Here is a 14,847-nt window from a genome sequence, read left to right as displayed (position 1 = left end):
TCGTTCTGCATCTCCCATGTCTCCTTTGCGCGTCCTGCCTGCGGTTCTCGCCCTGACCGTGGTTCTGGCGGCTTGTCAATCGCCAGAGAAAAAGGCGGTCAAGGATGAAGTGAAGGTGGCCCAGGGTGTGGAAGCGGTCTGTGCCGCTCGCGTCGATGTGGATGCCGCCCTCGAAACGGTCAACGCTTTGACGCCCCAATCCACGATCGGCGATGCCGAGAAGGCTGGCGAGCAGCTGAAGTCGGCCCTGGCCAAGCTTGAGGGCGCCGAAGAGCAGCTCAACAAGGCTGAGGTGAAGGAATACCGCGATCAGGTTGCCATCTTCCGCAAGGAAGTGGAAACGGTGAGCAAAGACAAGTCGCTCACTCTCGAGCAGGCGGCAGAGAAGCTCAAGGGCAAGGCCGCGCCTGTGGTAGCTGCCCAGGAGCAGCTGGCTGCCACCACCGTGTGTGTGGAAATCGATGAGACCGCCGCACCGAAGAAGGACGGAGCCAAGACCGATGAGAAGGCCAAGGAGGGTGACAAAGGTCAGTCCTGATCCCTCAGCGCTCAGACGTCTCAGAGGCGGCGGCGGAAGCGGTCATCGCTGAAGCCGCCAGAGGAGCGCGAGTCAGCGTCGAGACGTGTCAGCCGCCACACGTTGCGGCTGACACGTCGGGCCCGAAGACCGCCCCGCTCCACCACATCCGCCCCTGGTCGGGCACCCAGTAAGTGGGTGACCTCGCTGGTGGACAGCGGGGCGCCGGTGTCGATCGCCAGGGCCGTCAGCTCCAGACGCTGCCGCAGTTGGCGCAGCCCATCGCTCTCTTGCAAGTGGGTGGCGTCCAGCCAGGGGAGGGGATCCTGGCTCTGGTCAGCGAGCCGCTGCATCAGCGAGTAGCTCACCAGGCCGAGAGCCTGTTCCGCATTGAGCTCAGGAGCTGCCATCGATCCAAGCGCAGATGGCCGGACGGTATCGGTTGCCTGCCGCCGCGCAAGATTGCCACTGGCCTTTTGTCGTTGAGCTTCCGGTAAGATCCGCGTCATGAATCGTTTCGCCGGCTTCGATGCTCGGGAGCGGCGACGTGGCGGCAGCGCTCTCGTCACCGGTACGGAGGTTCGTCCCTCCGCAGGCGGTCCCAGCTGTGTGGTCACCACCGACAGCGAATCGCCGCGACTGACCCGGCTCAACAGCCATGTGCAGTCGATCGAGCTGCGCACGCATGTGTTCATCGATTCCCTGCAGCCGCAGTTGGCGGCCTATATGGGCTCGGTGAGCCAGGGGTTCCTGCCGATTCCCGGCGATGCCTGCCTCTGGATGGAGGTGTCGCCAGGGATGGCGGTGCACCGTGTCACCGACATTGCTCTCAAGGCCAGCAATGTGCGGCTTGGCCAGATGGTGGTGGAGCGGGCCTTCGGATCCATGGCGCTTTACCACCGCGATCAGAGCACCGTGCTCCATTCCGGCGATGTGGTGCTGGAAGCGATCGGCAGCTCGGTTGAGCAGCGCAGTCCGGCGGATGTGAGCTGGACCGAGGTGATCCGGGCGATCACCCCCGACCACGCCGTGTTGATCAACCGTCAGAACCGGCGCGGTTCGATGATCGAAGCGGGCATGAGCATGTTCATCCTGGAAACGGAGCCGGCGGGTTACGTGTTGATCGCCGCCAATGAAGCGGAAAAGGCCTCCAACATCACCCTGGTGGATGTGAAAGCGGTGGGGGCATTCGGCCGACTCACCCTCGCCGGTCGCGAGGGTGACGTGGAGGAGGCCGCCGCTGCCGCCATGCGTGCGATTGAGTTGGTCAACCGGCGATCCGCCGCGCGCTGATCAGTCCAGTCCGAGCCGTCTCCGTAGCCGGGGAGCCAGGGTTCTGGCCGCTTTGCCACGACTGCCCAGGCGGGCCAGCTGGGCGGGATTCAATTCGCCGTAGCTGCACTGTGCTTCTCGCACCCAGAACAGGGATTCAAGGCCGCCCCCTGGATAGGCCGGAGCCTGAAGCATTTCTCCCCAGCACAGTCCCTCCGCTTCCTCGAGGCACTCGCCCTGCGGTGAGCAGAGCACCATGGCGCTGCGAAAACGGGCGCTGCGGTAGGGGTGGTTTTTGAGGGCCTCCAGCAACCGACTCACCTTGTCGGCATCGGAGGGGGCGAAGCGGGCGGAATAGAGCCCGGGCGCACCGTCCAGGGCGTCCACCTCGAGGCCGGAGTCATCCGCCAGGGTCCAGTGACCGGTGCGTTGGGCGGCAGCCCTGGCTTTGAGGCGGGCGTTCTCCAGGTAGGACGCACCCGTTTCTTCCACCTCCAGATCCGAGGGCTGACGACGGACCTCCAGGGGAAGAGGGCCGAGCATCGCCTCGATTTCAGCAACTTTTATGGGGTTGCCGCTGGCAATGGTGAGGGTGGGCCGTGCCAATCCGCGGAGAGATGGGGGCCTCCATTGTGTGGGCTAGGGGTAAGGAGTCTCGGCGCTCGCTCGTCGGCCAGGAGTCAGATCGGGTTGAACATTCCACCCCCACAAGCGCAGGGTTCTGTCTCCGAATGTGAAGTTATGGCGGTCACAGGGCATTGACAACGCTGTGTGGCGGTGTGCTCACCGGAACCCCCACAGCCGTTCGTAACAGTTGGGGCCTTGCTGATTAGCTGCGCTTATCAGGTTCACTATGGACAGTGATGCGCGAGCAGGGCCGGATCGCTTGACGTCTGGGCTCGTGGCAGAGCAATGTCAGCGGCGAACATTCCACCCCCTTCTCCGGTAGGCAATGGCTAACGAAACCATGGGCATCGCTCTCGGCATGATCGAGACCCGCGGCCTGGTCCCCGCAATCGAGGCGGCTGACGCCATGACCAAGGCTGCTGAAGTGCGCCTGATTGGTCGTGAGTTCGTCGGCGGCGGTTACGTGACCGTGCTCGTGCGCGGTGAAACCGGTGCTGTGAACGCTGCCGTTCGCGCTGGCGCCGATGCCTGTGAGCGCGTGGGCGACGGCCTGGTGGCTGCCCACATCATCGCCCGCCCCCACCGTGAAGTGGAGCCTGCTCTGGGCAACGGCAACTTCCTGGGTCAGAAGGACTGAGATCTCCCGCTGACCCTCTGAGCGACTGGTGCTGACCATCGGTCCTCGAAGGTCGCGATCTAAACCCTCCCCTTCACCGACCTAACGGAGTTATCCCATGAGCAAGAAGTACGACGCAGGGGTCAAGGAGTACAGGGACACGTACTGGACTCCTGATTACGTTCCCCTCGATACCGATCTTCTGGCCTGCTTCAAGTGCACCGGCCAGGAAGGTGTGCCCAAGGAAGAAGTGGCTGCTGCTGTGGCAGCGGAATCCTCCACCGGCACCTGGTCCACCGTGTGGTCCGAGCTCCTCACCGACCTCGACTTCTACAAGGGCCGTTGCTATCGCATCGAAGATGTCCCTGGTGACAAGGAATCTTTCTATGCCTTCATCGCCTACCCTCTCGATCTATTCGAAGAGGGTTCCATCACCAACGTGCTGACCTCCCTGGTCGGCAACGTGTTCGGCTTTAAGGCTCTGCGCCACCTGCGTCTCGAGGACATCCGCTTCCCGATCGCCTTCATCAAGAGCTGCTACGGCCCGCCGAATGGCATTCAGGTCGAGCGCGATCGGATGAACAAGTACGGTCGTCCCCTCCTCGGTTGCACCATTAAGCCGAAGCTCGGCCTGAGTGGCAAAAACTACGGTCGAGTGGTCTATGAGTGCCTGCGCGGCGGTCTCGACTTCACCAAGGACGACGAGAACATCAACTCCCAGCCGTTCCAGCGCTGGCAGAACCGTTTCGAGTTCGTTGCCGAAGCGATCAAGCTGTCGGAGCAGGAAACCGGTGAGCGCAAGGGTCACTACCTCAATGTGACCGCGAACACTCCGGAAGAGATGTACGAGCGTGCTGAGTTCGCCAAAGAACTCGGTATGCCGATCATCATGCACGACTTCATCACCGGGGGCTTCACCGCCAACACCGGTCTGTCGAAGTGGTGCCGCAAGAACGGCATGCTCCTGCACATCCACCGCGCCATGCACGCGGTGATCGACCGTCACCCCAAGCACGGCATTCACTTCCGCGTCCTCGCCAAGTGTCTGCGTCTCTCCGGTGGTGACCAGCTCCACACCGGCACCGTGGTGGGCAAGCTCGAAGGTGATCGTCAGACCACCCTCGGCTACATCGACCAGCTGCGTGAATCCTTCGTGCCCGAAGATCGCAGCCGCGGCAACTTCTTCGATCAAGACTGGGGTTCCATGCCCGGTGTGTTCGCCGTTGCCTCCGGCGGTATTCACGTGTGGCACATGCCGGCCCTCGTCACCATTTTCGGTGATGACTCCGTTCTTCAGTTCGGTGGTGGTACCCATGGTCACCCCTGGGGCTCCGCTGCAGGTGCTGCGGCCAACCGTGTGGCCCTCGAGGCCTGCGTCAAGGCACGCAACGCTGGCCGTCATCTCGAGAAGGAGAGCCGCGACATCCTCACCGAGGCTGCGAAGCACAGCCCCGAGCTGGCCATCGCCCTCGAGACCTGGAAGGAGATCAAGTTCGAATTCGACACCGTCGACAAGCTCGACGTTCAGAACTGATCGTTTCTTCGGCCGGTTGATGCAACCGGCCAACCCCTTTTCTTACACCCAGGATCCCCATGCCTTTCCAGAGCACCGTGGGTGACTACCAAACAGTCGCCACCCTGGAGACCTTCGGCTTCCTCCCGCCGATGACCCAGGACGAGATCTACGACCAGATCGCCTACATCATTGCCCAGGGCTGGAGCCCGCTCGTTGAGCACGTCCATCCCAGCAATTCCATGGCCACCTACTGGTCGTATTGGAAGCTGCCTTTCTTCGGCGAGAAAGATCTCAACGTTGTGGTGAGTGAGCTCGAGGCCTGCCATCGCGCTTATCCCGACCATCACGTGCGCATCGTCGGTTACGACGCTTACACCCAAAGCCAGGGTGCCTGCTTCGTGGTCTTCGAAGGCCGCTGATCTTCGATCGAACGGTTCCGAGCCCTGACCTTCTTCAGGGCTCAATTTTTTTCTGGGGGGATGACCCCTCCACTTCACGACGAATCCATCGGGCGGACATGGCAAGACTTTCCAGTCGCGAACTCGCACTTGAACGCCGTAAGGCGCTCACCGCCTCCGGAAAGAAGGCGGCCGTCGCTGTTGGCAGTGCCAACCGGGTTCGCAATGCATCGGATGCCCGCCAGACCCGCACCAATCCCAGTGGTGCTGACGAGCCGGCCGTCGTGACGACGCCAGAGCCCGTTGCTGCAGCTCCGCAACGGCTTGTGCGATCCACCACGGTCCGTTCTCATGTCAAGCCCATCAGCCAGCCGAGCCGCGAGCTGGTGCTCGCGCGCCGCGAAGCTCTCTCCCGTCGAGGCAAATCGGCCGACACCACGCGCGATCGCAATCGTGCCGATGTGGCCAAGCAGACCAGTCAGTCGAGCAAGGTTGCTGCCAGCTCCAGCGAGGTCAACTCATCCTGCTCCTGCGGTGGCCAGCGGCCAGCGGAGAGCGCCGAAGTCCTCAGTCGTCCCGCATCTCGCCTTCAACTGAGCAGCCGCAACGGCGAGCGCCGCTCTGCGACGCCAAAGCGGCGGGCTATCGAAAATCCGAGCCGAGCTCTGGTGCTCGCCCGTCGTGAGGCGATGTCGAAGCACGGCAAAACCGCCGGCAAGCAGCCCACCAGTGCAGCAGCTGTCGCTCGACAGGCCAATCCCGATCTCACCAGCCGCGAGCTTGCCCAGCAGGTGCGCGAGCTCCGTGCCAAGGCCGGTGCCCGCAACAAGCAAAGCGCCGGTGTGACTCGCCCCACCGGTCCCAATCGCCACGGCGCCAAGCAGGCCGCTGCTGCGGATGCCCATTGGAAAGTGGGCGAAAGCACCACCAGTGCGGGCCAGACCGTGACCGGCACCCAGGCCAACCGTTCCGTGAAGACCACCGGCAACGAAGCCAGCACCTGTCGCACGATCACCGGCACTGAATATCTCGGTGCTGAGGTGTTCCAGACCTTCTGCCAGAGCGCGCCTCCGGTCACCACCCCAGCCAAGGTGAGGGTGTCGGCGACCAGCCACGGCAACCGGGTCACCGGGAACGAAGTCGGCCGCAGTGAGAAGGTCACTGGGGATGAGCCCGGTACCTGCAAGAACGTGACTGGCACCGAATACATCTCCGCCAACCAGGCCGCAGCCTGGTGTGGTGGCTCCTCTCAGCCGTCGCCGCGCAAGGTGGGACACAGCCTCACTGACCAGGGGCGTCCAGTGAGTGGCGTGATGGTCGGTCGCTCCTCCCGCGTCACCGGAGACGAGGCCGGTGCTGGTCGCAGCCTCACCGGAGATCAATATCTGGGCTCCGATCCCCTGCCCGAAGGCCGGCCTGCCCCGAAGGTCGGTGTGTCGGCCACTCTGTCGGGCACTGGTGTGACCGGCACCCTGGTGGGCCGGTCGGCCCAGGTGACCGGTGATGAATTTGGCTCCTGCCATCGCGTCACCGGCGATCAATACATCAGTGCCGAACAGGTGAATGCGTTCTGTGGCACCAAAGCAGAACCGGAAGCGGCCAAGGTGGGATTCAGCATCACCAATCGCAACCAGGTGGTGAGCGGCACTCGCACTGGTCGTTCCGACAAGGTCACCGGCGATGAGCCAGGCAGCTGCAAGGCAGTGACCGGCACTCCCTACGCCGGGCTTGAGCAGGCTGGTCACTACTGCGGCACCCCTGCGGTCAAGGCCATGCGTGAGCGCACCCCTTCCCGTCCTGGAACTCCAGGCGCTGCCATGACCGGAATCCAGCCCGGAGTTGGCGGTGTGATGACCGGTGATGAGCGTGGTGCCTGCGAAACGGTGACCGGCACTCCCTATGTGGGGGCCGATCAGTTGGCTGCGGCCTGTGGTTCCGATGCCCCAGAGGGAACCGATACCCATGGTGTCGCGCCTGAAGGTGCTGCCTGGACCCGCTTCAGCGTGATGTCTCCTGCCCGCGCCGCCCAGCAGCAGCGCGATCAACGCACCGGCGTCACCGGCACGGCCTATGAGCAAGGGAGCCGCATCACCGGCCCTTTTGATATGGCTGGCGGCAAGGTGACCGGGACCGAGCAATTTCGCTTCGATAACCGCGACTTCCAGAACCGTCAGCAGCGTCAGTTTCAGCCCACGGTGGCCGTGGTGAGTGAGCCCACCGCCCCGCCCGCATCCCGGGTGACGGGAGAGGGATCCTCCACCAAAATCACTGGCGATGATTGGGATCGTGGTGAGCACGTCACCGGCACGGAAGGGGTCTCAGCCCGTCGTCGTAATCCCACCCGTCCCGGCCCCATGGGTGCGATGCCACCATTCGAGCGCAAGCGCAATCAAGAGACGGAGTGGCCGGTCAGCCGTGTGACTGGGTCCAGCGGTAACACCGACAAAGGGTCCCTGATTACCGTCTCCGGCGGCGCACGGGGCTGATCGGGGCATGGTTCGCTCCACACCATCGTTGCGGAGCGGGCGGTCCCAGGCTCCAACCGCTCCGACGCGTCGTCAGCTGCAGCAGCCGGCCTGGATCCGACGTCAGTCAGCCTCCACGGCTCGCAACACGGCTGTCCATCCGCTCACCGAACGCGACGACAATGCCCGACTCCAGGCATATGAGCTGGAAGTGAAGGGCCGGTTTGAACGGATCATTCCTGTGCTTCAGCGGGTGTCTGCGCTTCAGCACGACCCCGATTTCACTGCCCAAGCCCAGCGACTGGCCCGAGCAGAACTCGGATTTGACCTTCCCGAGCACATCCTGGCCAAGGCCTGGGTGCGCCCTCTGGACATGCGGGCCCTGTTCGCCTGGTGCGTGTTTCAGTCGCACCAAAGCATCAGCGATCGATTTTTTCTGGATGACCCCCTCAACGGAGGGGCCTCAAGTGCACCGGCGGAAGCCTTTAATCGCTTCCTGCTGGACTGTGGCTTTCATCTTCTCGATGTCACGCCCTGCGCCGATGGTCGCTTGGCGCATGCCATCGCTTACACCCTGCGGATCCCGTTCAGTTCGGTGCGGCGTCGGGCCCATGCCGGTGCCATGTTCGATGTGGAGAACACCGTCAACCGCTGGGTGAAAACGGAACATCGGCGCTACCGGGAACAGGTGCCGAATGAGCCCCATGCCCCCACCCGCTATCTGAAGGTGGTGAACTACCACTTCAGTTCCCTGGACCCCGAGCATCAGGGTTGCGCTGCCCATGGCAGCAACGATGCCCTTGCGGCCTCGGCAGGCCTGCAACGGCTGCTGGATTTCCGTGAAGCGGTGGAAAACAGCTTCTGCTGCGGGGCCTCGGTTGATCTGCTTCTGATCGGTCTCGACACCGACACCGACGCGATTCGCGTGCATGTGCCCGATCGTGCTGGCAGCTTGCAACTCGGCCGCTGGCTCTGCGGCCGTGCCTTGTATGAGAGCACCCTGCCACTCACGGCCAGCCAGGCTCGGGACGCGGTGACAGCAGCCGTGGAGACACACCAGGCCGAGGCACCCGACCCGGGGATGGTGCGGTTCATCAGTCAGATGCTGATCAACAATTTTTCCCAGCAGGATTACGTGCGTGCTCTGCATGGAGGCGCCTATCCCGACGCCGGTCACGCCGAGCGCTTCATCGGTGTGGGGATCGGTTTCAAGGAGGTGCACCTTCGCAACCTCACTTATTTCGCCCATCTCGACACGGTGGAGGAGGGTGCGCCTGATCTCGATGTGGGCGTCAAGATCTTCAAAGGTCTCAATGTTTCCCGAGATCTGCCGATTCCGGTGGTCGTTCGCTTCGACTACTCAGGCAAGGTGCCTGGCGCCCGCGAGCGAGCCATCTCCGACTGCCGACGGGTGCATGGGGCGATTGTGGAGCGCTATGGCGATCTGATGCAGGACGGTCTGCTCCACACCTTTCTCACCATCCGCGACCGCGACGACGCCACCCCTGCCGAACCGGTAGGGTCCTCACTCGATCCTGTTCAACAGGAGGCCCACTGATCATGTTGATCGTCAAGGTCATCAAGCCGCTCGTTTCCACCAACCGGATCCCGGATTTCGAGCACAAACATCTCCAGGTGGTGCAGGACGGCAGCACGAAGAAGGTGGCTGTCGATGCCGTCGGCGCCAAACCCGGTGACTGGGTCATTTGTGTCAGCAGTTCTGCAGCTCGCGAAGCGGCAGGTAGCAAGTCGTATCCCAGCGATCTCACCATCGTTGGCATCATCGATCACTGGGAACCTGATCCGCCCAAGCCAGCCGCTGCTCCAGCTCCGAGTCCATCCCCGGCGCCGATGTCCACTCCCCCCAAGGAAGGCGTGGGCTGATGGAAATCATGCAGGTGAAGGGAACCCTGGTGTGCACCTATCGGGTGGCTGGTCTCGACCATATGCACCTGCGCATTCTTCAAAACAGCAAAGGCAAGCAGCTCGTGGCTGTGGATCCCGTTGGCGCCCGCGAGGGCAACTGGGTGTTCACCGCCAGTGGCTCCGCTGCCCGTCACGCTTGTCCCGATAACAAGGTGCTCACGGATCTCACGATCGGTGGAATCATCGACCACTGGATGCCGGATGGATAGCTGACCAGCGCCGCGTCCTCCGCCCCATCCCTTCCTCTCTCGCTATGGCCACTCCAGCTCCTCGTCGTCGTTCTTCCGCTTCCACCAGCACGCCGTCTTCGCCCACGGAGCAGGCCAAGGCCGCAACCTCCGGCACCCCAGCCTCGGGCAGCGCTCTGCCTGCGTCCCCTGCCCCGGCTGCGGCCTCCACAGGCTCCACTGCGGCAGTCTCGCCTGCAGCGAAAGCCACGGTCGATGTGACGCCGGTGCCAACGCGTGGCGCCACCACAACACGGCGCACCACCACTCGGCGTTCCACCAGCGCTCGCAGCACACCGGTTCGCAGCACTAGCGCGCGGGGGAGTGCAACAACCCGTGGCACGGCCGGAGCTGGTGGTTCCATGGGGTCGGACAGCAGTCTCCCCCCCAGTGCACCAGCCCCGATTCAAGGCATTGCTCTGGGCATGATCGAGACTAGGGGCATGGTGCCAGCCATCGAAGCTGCCGACGCGATGACCAAGGCCGCCGAAGTGCAGCTGATCTGCCGCGAGTATGTGGGTGGCGGTTATGTGACGGTGATGGTGCGTGGCGAAACCGGTGCCGTCAATGCCGCCGTGCGCGCCGGTGCCGATGCCTGTGAGCGGGTCGGCGACGGTCTGGTGGCTGCTCACATCATTGCCCGCCCGCACCAGGAGGTGGAGCCTGCCCTGGTCGCCACCGGGATCCGGAGGCGTCTCTGATCTGTTGTGATGCTCGATTTTGGGGTTTTCGCCTAGATTCCCCGGCCAACGCGGCTTTGGTTCGCTCCGTTTGATTCCTCTTTCTTGAGCTCGGTTTTCACACTGCCCATCCAAACGGCCTGGCTGATTCCTCTGTATGGAGTGGTTGGCACACTCGTGGCTCTTCCCTGGGCATTCGGGTGGTTCCGGCGTGACGCTCACCGACCGGCGGCCTACCTCAACATCCTGCTCTCGCTGGTGGCGTTTGTGCACGGGAGCCTGGTGCTGCAGGGGGTGATGCGCGCTGGGCCGGCCACGCTCGAGTTTCCTTGGCTGTCTTTTGCCGATCTCGATCTGAGCATCAGCATCAGCTTGTCGCTCACCAATCTGGCCGCTCTGGAGCTGATCACCGGCCTCAGCCTGCTCGCTCAGGTGTATGCCCTCGGGTATCTCGATAAGGAGTGGGCCCTGGCGCGCTTTTTTGCCCTGCTCGGGTTTTTCGAGGGGGCGATGTCGGGAGTGGTGCTCAGCGACTCCCTTTTTCAGAGCTATTTCCTGCTGGAGATGCTCACCCTTTCGACCTATCTGCTGGTGGGGTTCTGGTACGCCCAGCCCCTGGTGGTCACCGCCGCCCGCGATGCCTTTCTCACGAAACGCGTCGGCGATGTGCTGCTGCTGATGGGTGTGGTGGCCTTGGCCGCCTGGGCTGGGGTGATGCGTTTCGAGGATCTCTATGCCTGGTCGGCCACGCAGACGCTTCCGCCCCTGGCCGCCACCTTGCTGGGCCTGGGGTTGATTGCCGGTCCCACCGGCAAGTGTGCCCAGTTTCCGATGCACCTCTGGCTTGATGAAGCCATGGAGGGTCCGAATCCAGCCTCGATCCTGCGGAACTCGGTGGTCGTCACCTGTGGAGCGATCGTGCTGCTCAAGGTGATGCCCTTGCTTCAGCAGACTCCGGTCACCTTGGTGGTGCTCCAGGTGATCGGCACGATCAGTGCCATCGGTGGTTCCCTCGTGTCGATCGCCCAGGTCGATATCAAACGCAATCTCTCGTATTCAACGACCGCCTATCTGGGGTTGGTGTTCATTGCCATCGCCCTGCAGGTGCCCGTGCTCGCCCTCCTGCTTCTGTTCGCTCATGCGGTTGCCAAGGCGCTGATGTCGATGAGTGTGGGTGGCGTGATTGCGGCTACCAACTGTCAGGACATCACCGAGCTCGGTGGTCTTGGCTCGCGGATGCCAGCCACATCCGGCTCCTTTCTGATCGGCTCCCTCGGCCTGGTGGGTCTGCTGCCCCTGGGGGGGTTCCTTTGCCTGGCCCAGTCGGTGGAACTGATCGGTGCCCGTGCGCCCGCTTTGCTGAGTGTGTTCCTGCTCACCAATGCGCTCACGGCGCTCAACCTCACCCGTGTGTATCGCCATGTGTTCCTCGGCGCGTCTCTGCTCAAGACCCGGAGGGCGGTGGAGGTGAACTGGCAGATGGCGCTTCCCATGGTGGCCCTTGCGGTGATCGTTCTGCTCACGCCGTTTCTGTTGATCAGGCTCGAATCGCTTGAGGGGATGCTGGCTTTCCCGCTCTGGGCAGCCGCTCTGGTGGTGGGCAGTGGAGCTTTGGGGCTGCTGATTGGTGCGCTGATACCGCTTAATAAGGCTTGGAGTCGTTCCCTGAACCCGGTGATGCGTTGGTGTCAGGATCTTCTCGCCTTCGATTTCTACACCGAGCGTTTTTATCGGCTCACGATTGTGCGTGTTGTGGCAGCGTTTTCCACTCTGGCTGATCGTTTCGACCGTGTGGTGGTTGATGGGGTGCTCCATTCCATGGCCCGTCTCTCCCTGCAGAGTGCGGAGGGGCTGAAGCTGAGCATCAGCGGTCGAAGCCAGACCTATGTGCTCACGGCGATTGCAGCGATCGTGCTGCTGTTGTCCAGTTTGAGCTGGTTGCAGCGCTGAGATGAACGCCATGATGTTGACCTTTCTGCTCCTGATCCCCTTTGCCGGTGCGCTGCTGATCAGCCTCTGGCCCTCAGGTGCCGATGCGCCGGTGTTTCGCCGCCTGGCCCTGGCTGTGCTCATGGCCCAATGTCTGCTCGGATTGCCTGTGCTGTGGGCGTTTCAGCCGGGAGAGGCGGGCTTGCAGCTGATCGAGCGCATGCCCTGGCTGCCGAGCCTCGGTCTTGATTACGCCCTCGCCATTGATGGTCTGTCGCTGCCCCTGGTGTTGATGAATGGGCTGCTTTGCTTTGTCGCCGCCTTCACCTCCCGGCGTGTTGAGAATCGCCCCCGGATTTATTTCGCCCTGCTGTTGATCATCAGTGGCGCCGTAAATGGTGCGTTCCTGGCCCAGAACCTGCTGCTGTTTTTCCTCTTTTATGAACTGGAGCTGATCCCGCTCTGGCTGCTGATCGCGGTGTGGGGAGGTGCGAATCGCGCCTATGCCTCCACCAAGTTCCTGATCGTGACCGCAGTGTCGGGTGTGTTGATCCTGGCCGCATTTCTCGGCATGGCCGTGCTGACCGGATCGGCGGACTTCAGCCTCCACCCTGTGCTCGGCACGGACATGGGGCTGCTGAGTCAACTGGTGTTGATGGGGGCGCTCCTGATCGGCTTTGCGATCAAGATTCCCTTGTTTCCCTTTCACACCTGGTTGCCCGACGCCCACACCGAGGCGTCCACGCCGGTGTCGGTGCTCCTGGCCGGTGTGCTGCTCAAGCTTGGGACCTACGGCCTTCTGCGCTTCTGTCTGGGTCTGTTCCCGGAGGCGTGGGCCGTGGCGGCCCCCTGGTTGGCGATCTGGGCCGCAGTTTCCGTTCTCTACGGATCCCTCGCCGCCATCGCCCAGACCGATATGAAGCGCATGGTGGCCTACAGCTCGGTGGGCCACATGGGCTACGTGTTGCTCGCAGCCGCCGCTGCCACCCCCGTGGCTTTGGTTGGAGCCGTGTTCCAGATGGTGAGCCACGGCTTGATTTCGGCCATTCTTTTCCTGGTGGTGGGCGTTGTGTATGAGCGCACAGGCACCCGCGATCTCAATGTTCTGCGCGGTCTGCTCAACCCCCAGCGGGGTCTTCCCCTCAGTGGCACGTTGATGATTGTGGGCGTGATGGCCAGTGCTGGGATTCCCGGTATGGCTGGGTTCATCTCCGAATTTCTGATCTTCCGCGGCAGTCTTCCGTCGTTCACTCTCGCGACCTTGCTGTCGATGGTGGGCTCTGGATTGACAGCGGTGTATTTCCTTCTCTTGGTGAATCGCGCCTTCTTTGGTCGTCTGGCGATCGCTGTGGGCGATCAGCCCAACCCCCGCATCCTGTTGCCCGTGCCTCTGGCTGAGCAGATGCCTGCGATTCTGCTCAGTCTGGGCGTGTTGGTGCTCGGGTTGGCCCCTGACCTCTTGGTGGGCATCAGCGAAGCGGCCACCACCGGGCTCAGCCAGCTTGCTCTCACCGCCTTGCCTGGAGGTTTCACCTGATGACCCAACTCCAGTTCCAGTCCCCGCTTCAGACTCCGCCCGATCGTGAGCAGCTGATCGAGCGCCTCCTCGGCGATGTGCCTCTTCTGGCCGACACTCCTGATCACCTGCTTCAGGTGGTGAATGTGCTCGAGAGCTACGGCATTGTTCTTGATGCCTACAGCCGCAACTTGGTGTATCAGGGGCAGACGCAGCTGCTCAATCCCTTCCCGGTGCTGCGCTTTTTCCACGACGGCTTCAACCTGTCGAGGCTCTGGCAGCATCTGGCCGGGGATCGGATCAATTTTGAATACGCCGAGTACTGCCAGAAAGCGATGTTCTGGCATGGCACCGGAGGTCTTGATGCCTATCTCGACAGCCCGCCCTTCCTGGCAGCCTGTGATCGCATCATCCAGTTGAAACGCCGGCGGGATCCCCTGCTGGCAGGCGTCAACGCCCTGTTCCCGGGCTTTGCCCCGGAGGCGATCCGCTCCCTGACCACCATCTACGCCCTTGGCCTGTTCTGGCGGGTGATGAGCGATCTATTCCTCGATCTGGCCCGTTGTTATCGCCTCGGTGAGGTGGCTTCTGTGCAAGATGTCGTGCATCACATCCGCGATGGGCTCGTGGCAGCCGCTGCCGATCCGATCACCTATCAAGTGCAGCTGGGAGGAGAAGCGATCTGGATCCTGCCGCCGGAGGCCGGCCTCACGTTTCTTGCCGACGTTGCCGTGCCCTATGTGGAAGCGGTGTTCTTTCGGGGGATGCCCTTTCTGGGCACGGTGTCGTACAACGCCCAGGCCCAGCAGATCTCTCCCGATCCCAGCAGTTTTCGGTATGGGGCGCTCTATGCCGATCCCCTGCCGAGCATGGGGGCTGGGATCCCACCCAGTCTCTGCATGCAAGACATGTATCGCCATCTACCTGAGGAACTCAGTGCCTGGTACGAGCACCATGGGCGCGGTCAGGTGGATGTGCACGTGCAGATCTGCATCAGCTTCCAGAAATCGATGTTCTGCGTCACCAATGGCGCTATTGCCGGCACCATGCCTCACCCGCTCGACAGCCAGGATCCCGAGGCCCGCAAGGCGAACCTGGCCTATGCCCAGTCCTGGGTGGATCGGCTGATGGGCACCCGTCGCGAAGCCTTGATCTAGG

The 14,847-nt window shown here is 62.8% G+C and carries 15 protein-coding genes; 13 read left to right on the top strand and 2 right to left on the bottom strand.

Annotation, left to right across the window (positions count from 1 at the left end; genetic code table 11):
- Positions 1-16: 16 nt before the first annotated feature.
- Positions 17-538, top strand: coding sequence for a hypothetical protein (locus SynWH8101_RS09685; RefSeq protein ID WP_130129592.1), 522 nt, complete (start codon positions 17-19; stop codon positions 536-538).
- A 20-nt stretch (positions 539-558) separates the two neighbouring features.
- Here the strand turns inward: SynWH8101_RS09685 and SynWH8101_RS09680 are convergent, their stop codons facing one another.
- Positions 559-927 carry a hypothetical protein gene (locus SynWH8101_RS09680; RefSeq protein WP_130129591.1) on the bottom strand — a complete coding sequence of 123 codons (369 nt, stop codon included), beginning with the start codon at positions 925-927 and terminating at the stop codon, positions 559-561.
- A 97-nt stretch (positions 928-1,024) separates the two neighbouring features.
- On the opposite strand from SynWH8101_RS09680, the gene SynWH8101_RS09675 reads away from it, so the two are divergent.
- Entirely contained in the window at positions 1,025-1,810 is a 786-nt protein-coding gene (locus SynWH8101_RS09675; protein WP_130129590.1) for a BMC domain-containing protein, read from the top strand.
- On the opposite strand, the gene SynWH8101_RS09670 is transcribed toward SynWH8101_RS09675, so the two are convergent.
- Positions 1,811-2,395, bottom strand: a complete 585-nt coding sequence (locus tag SynWH8101_RS09670) for a non-canonical purine NTP pyrophosphatase (protein ID WP_130129589.1) — start codon at positions 2,393-2,395, stop codon at positions 1,811-1,813. It abuts the gene before it with no gap.
- A gap of 346 nt (positions 2,396-2,741) precedes the next feature.
- Between SynWH8101_RS09670 and SynWH8101_RS09665 the strand changes: the two genes are divergently transcribed.
- From SynWH8101_RS09665 to SynWH8101_RS09610, 11 genes are all read left to right on the top strand, one after another.
- The gene (locus SynWH8101_RS09665; protein ID WP_006169870.1) at positions 2,742-3,053 is read left to right on the top strand and encodes a BMC domain-containing protein; all 312 of its coding nucleotides are present in this window, start codon (positions 2,742-2,744) and stop codon (positions 3,051-3,053) included.
- Between the two features lie 97 nt (positions 3,054-3,150).
- Complete coding sequence (locus SynWH8101_RS09660) at positions 3,151-4,566, top strand: form I ribulose bisphosphate carboxylase large subunit (RefSeq protein WP_007101969.1); 1,416 nt, start codon at positions 3,151-3,153, stop codon at positions 4,564-4,566.
- A 59-nt stretch (positions 4,567-4,625) separates the two neighbouring features.
- Positions 4,626-4,967 carry a ribulose bisphosphate carboxylase small subunit gene (locus SynWH8101_RS09655; protein ID WP_006043651.1) on the top strand — a complete coding sequence of 114 codons (342 nt, stop codon included), beginning with the start codon at positions 4,626-4,628 and terminating at the stop codon, positions 4,965-4,967.
- Between the two features lie 98 nt (positions 4,968-5,065).
- The gene (locus SynWH8101_RS09650; protein WP_130129588.1) at positions 5,066-7,432 is read left to right on the top strand and encodes a CsoS2 family carboxysome shell protein; all 2,367 of its coding nucleotides are present in this window, start codon (positions 5,066-5,068) and stop codon (positions 7,430-7,432) included.
- A 7-nt stretch (positions 7,433-7,439) separates the two neighbouring features.
- Positions 7,440-8,969 (top strand): carboxysome shell carbonic anhydrase, encoded by a 1,530-nt coding sequence (locus SynWH8101_RS09645; protein WP_130129587.1) that lies wholly within the window; start codon positions 7,440-7,442, stop codon positions 8,967-8,969.
- 2 nt (positions 8,970-8,971) lie between these two features.
- Positions 8,972-9,295, top strand: coding sequence for a carboxysome peptide A (locus tag SynWH8101_RS09640; protein WP_130129586.1), 324 nt, complete (start codon positions 8,972-8,974; stop codon positions 9,293-9,295).
- Positions 9,295-9,546 carry a carboxysome peptide B gene (locus SynWH8101_RS09635; RefSeq protein WP_007101973.1) on the top strand — a complete coding sequence of 84 codons (252 nt, stop codon included), beginning with the start codon at positions 9,295-9,297 and terminating at the stop codon, positions 9,544-9,546. The genes SynWH8101_RS09640 and SynWH8101_RS09635 overlap by 1 nt, the downstream gene beginning before the upstream one ends.
- Positions 9,547-9,590: 44 nt before the next feature.
- Positions 9,591-10,265: a BMC domain-containing protein gene (locus SynWH8101_RS14560; protein WP_304623157.1), complete on the top strand. Its 675-nt coding sequence runs from the start codon at positions 9,591-9,593 to the stop codon at positions 10,263-10,265.
- Between the two features lie 84 nt (positions 10,266-10,349).
- Positions 10,350-12,194, top strand: coding sequence for an NAD(P)H-quinone oxidoreductase subunit F (locus tag SynWH8101_RS09620; RefSeq protein WP_130129584.1), 1,845 nt, complete (start codon positions 10,350-10,352; stop codon positions 12,192-12,194).
- A 10-nt stretch (positions 12,195-12,204) separates the two neighbouring features.
- Positions 12,205-13,710: an NADH-quinone oxidoreductase subunit M gene (locus tag SynWH8101_RS09615; protein WP_130129583.1), complete on the top strand. Its 1,506-nt coding sequence runs from the start codon at positions 12,205-12,207 to the stop codon at positions 13,708-13,710.
- The gene (locus SynWH8101_RS09610) at positions 13,710-14,846 is read left to right on the top strand and encodes a CO2 hydration protein (RefSeq protein ID WP_130129582.1); all 1,137 of its coding nucleotides are present in this window, start codon (positions 13,710-13,712) and stop codon (positions 14,844-14,846) included. Before SynWH8101_RS09615 ends, SynWH8101_RS09610 begins: the two co-directional genes overlap by 1 nt.
- The last annotated feature ends 1 nt before the right edge of the window (position 14,847 follow it).

The organism is Synechococcus sp. WH 8101 (assembly GCF_004209775.1).
GTDB lineage: Bacteria > Cyanobacteriota > Cyanobacteriia > PCC-6307 > Cyanobiaceae > Synechococcus_C.
Note: the sequence above shows the minus strand (reverse complement) of the source record. Positions and strands in the feature narration are given on the sequence as shown.

Excerpts from the sequence above, each read along its gene's own strand:
- SynWH8101_RS09650 (WP_130129588.1), top strand. The coding sequence starts at position 5,066 with ATGGCAAGACTTTCCAGTCGCGAACTCGCACTTGAACGCCGTAAGGCG.
- SynWH8101_RS09675 (WP_130129590.1), top strand. The coding sequence starts at position 1,025 with ATGAATCGTTTCGCCGGCTTCGATGCTCGGGAGCGGCGACGTGGCGGC.
- SynWH8101_RS09645 (WP_130129587.1), top strand. The coding sequence starts at position 7,440 with ATGGTTCGCTCCACACCATCGTTGCGGAGCGGGCGGTCCCAGGCTCCA.
- SynWH8101_RS09685 (WP_130129592.1), top strand. The coding sequence starts at position 17 with ATGTCTCCTTTGCGCGTCCTGCCTGCGGTTCTCGCCCTGACCGTGGTT.
- SynWH8101_RS09615 (WP_130129583.1), top strand. The coding sequence starts at position 12,205 with ATGATGTTGACCTTTCTGCTCCTGATCCCCTTTGCCGGTGCGCTGCTG.
- SynWH8101_RS09610 (WP_130129582.1), top strand. The coding sequence starts at position 13,710 with ATGACCCAACTCCAGTTCCAGTCCCCGCTTCAGACTCCGCCCGATCGT.
- SynWH8101_RS09655 (WP_006043651.1), top strand. The coding sequence starts at position 4,626 with ATGCCTTTCCAGAGCACCGTGGGTGACTACCAAACAGTCGCCACCCTG.
- SynWH8101_RS09665 (WP_006169870.1), top strand. The coding sequence starts at position 2,742 with ATGGCTAACGAAACCATGGGCATCGCTCTCGGCATGATCGAGACCCGC.
- SynWH8101_RS09660 (WP_007101969.1), top strand. The coding sequence starts at position 3,151 with ATGAGCAAGAAGTACGACGCAGGGGTCAAGGAGTACAGGGACACGTAC.
- SynWH8101_RS09640 (WP_130129586.1), top strand. The coding sequence starts at position 8,972 with ATGTTGATCGTCAAGGTCATCAAGCCGCTCGTTTCCACCAACCGGATC.
- SynWH8101_RS09635 (WP_007101973.1), top strand. The coding sequence starts at position 9,295 with ATGGAAATCATGCAGGTGAAGGGAACCCTGGTGTGCACCTATCGGGTG.
- SynWH8101_RS14560 (WP_304623157.1), top strand. The coding sequence starts at position 9,591 with ATGGCCACTCCAGCTCCTCGTCGTCGTTCTTCCGCTTCCACCAGCACG.
- SynWH8101_RS09680 (WP_130129591.1), bottom strand. The coding sequence starts at position 927 with ATGGCAGCTCCTGAGCTCAATGCGGAACAGGCTCTCGGCCTGGTGAGC.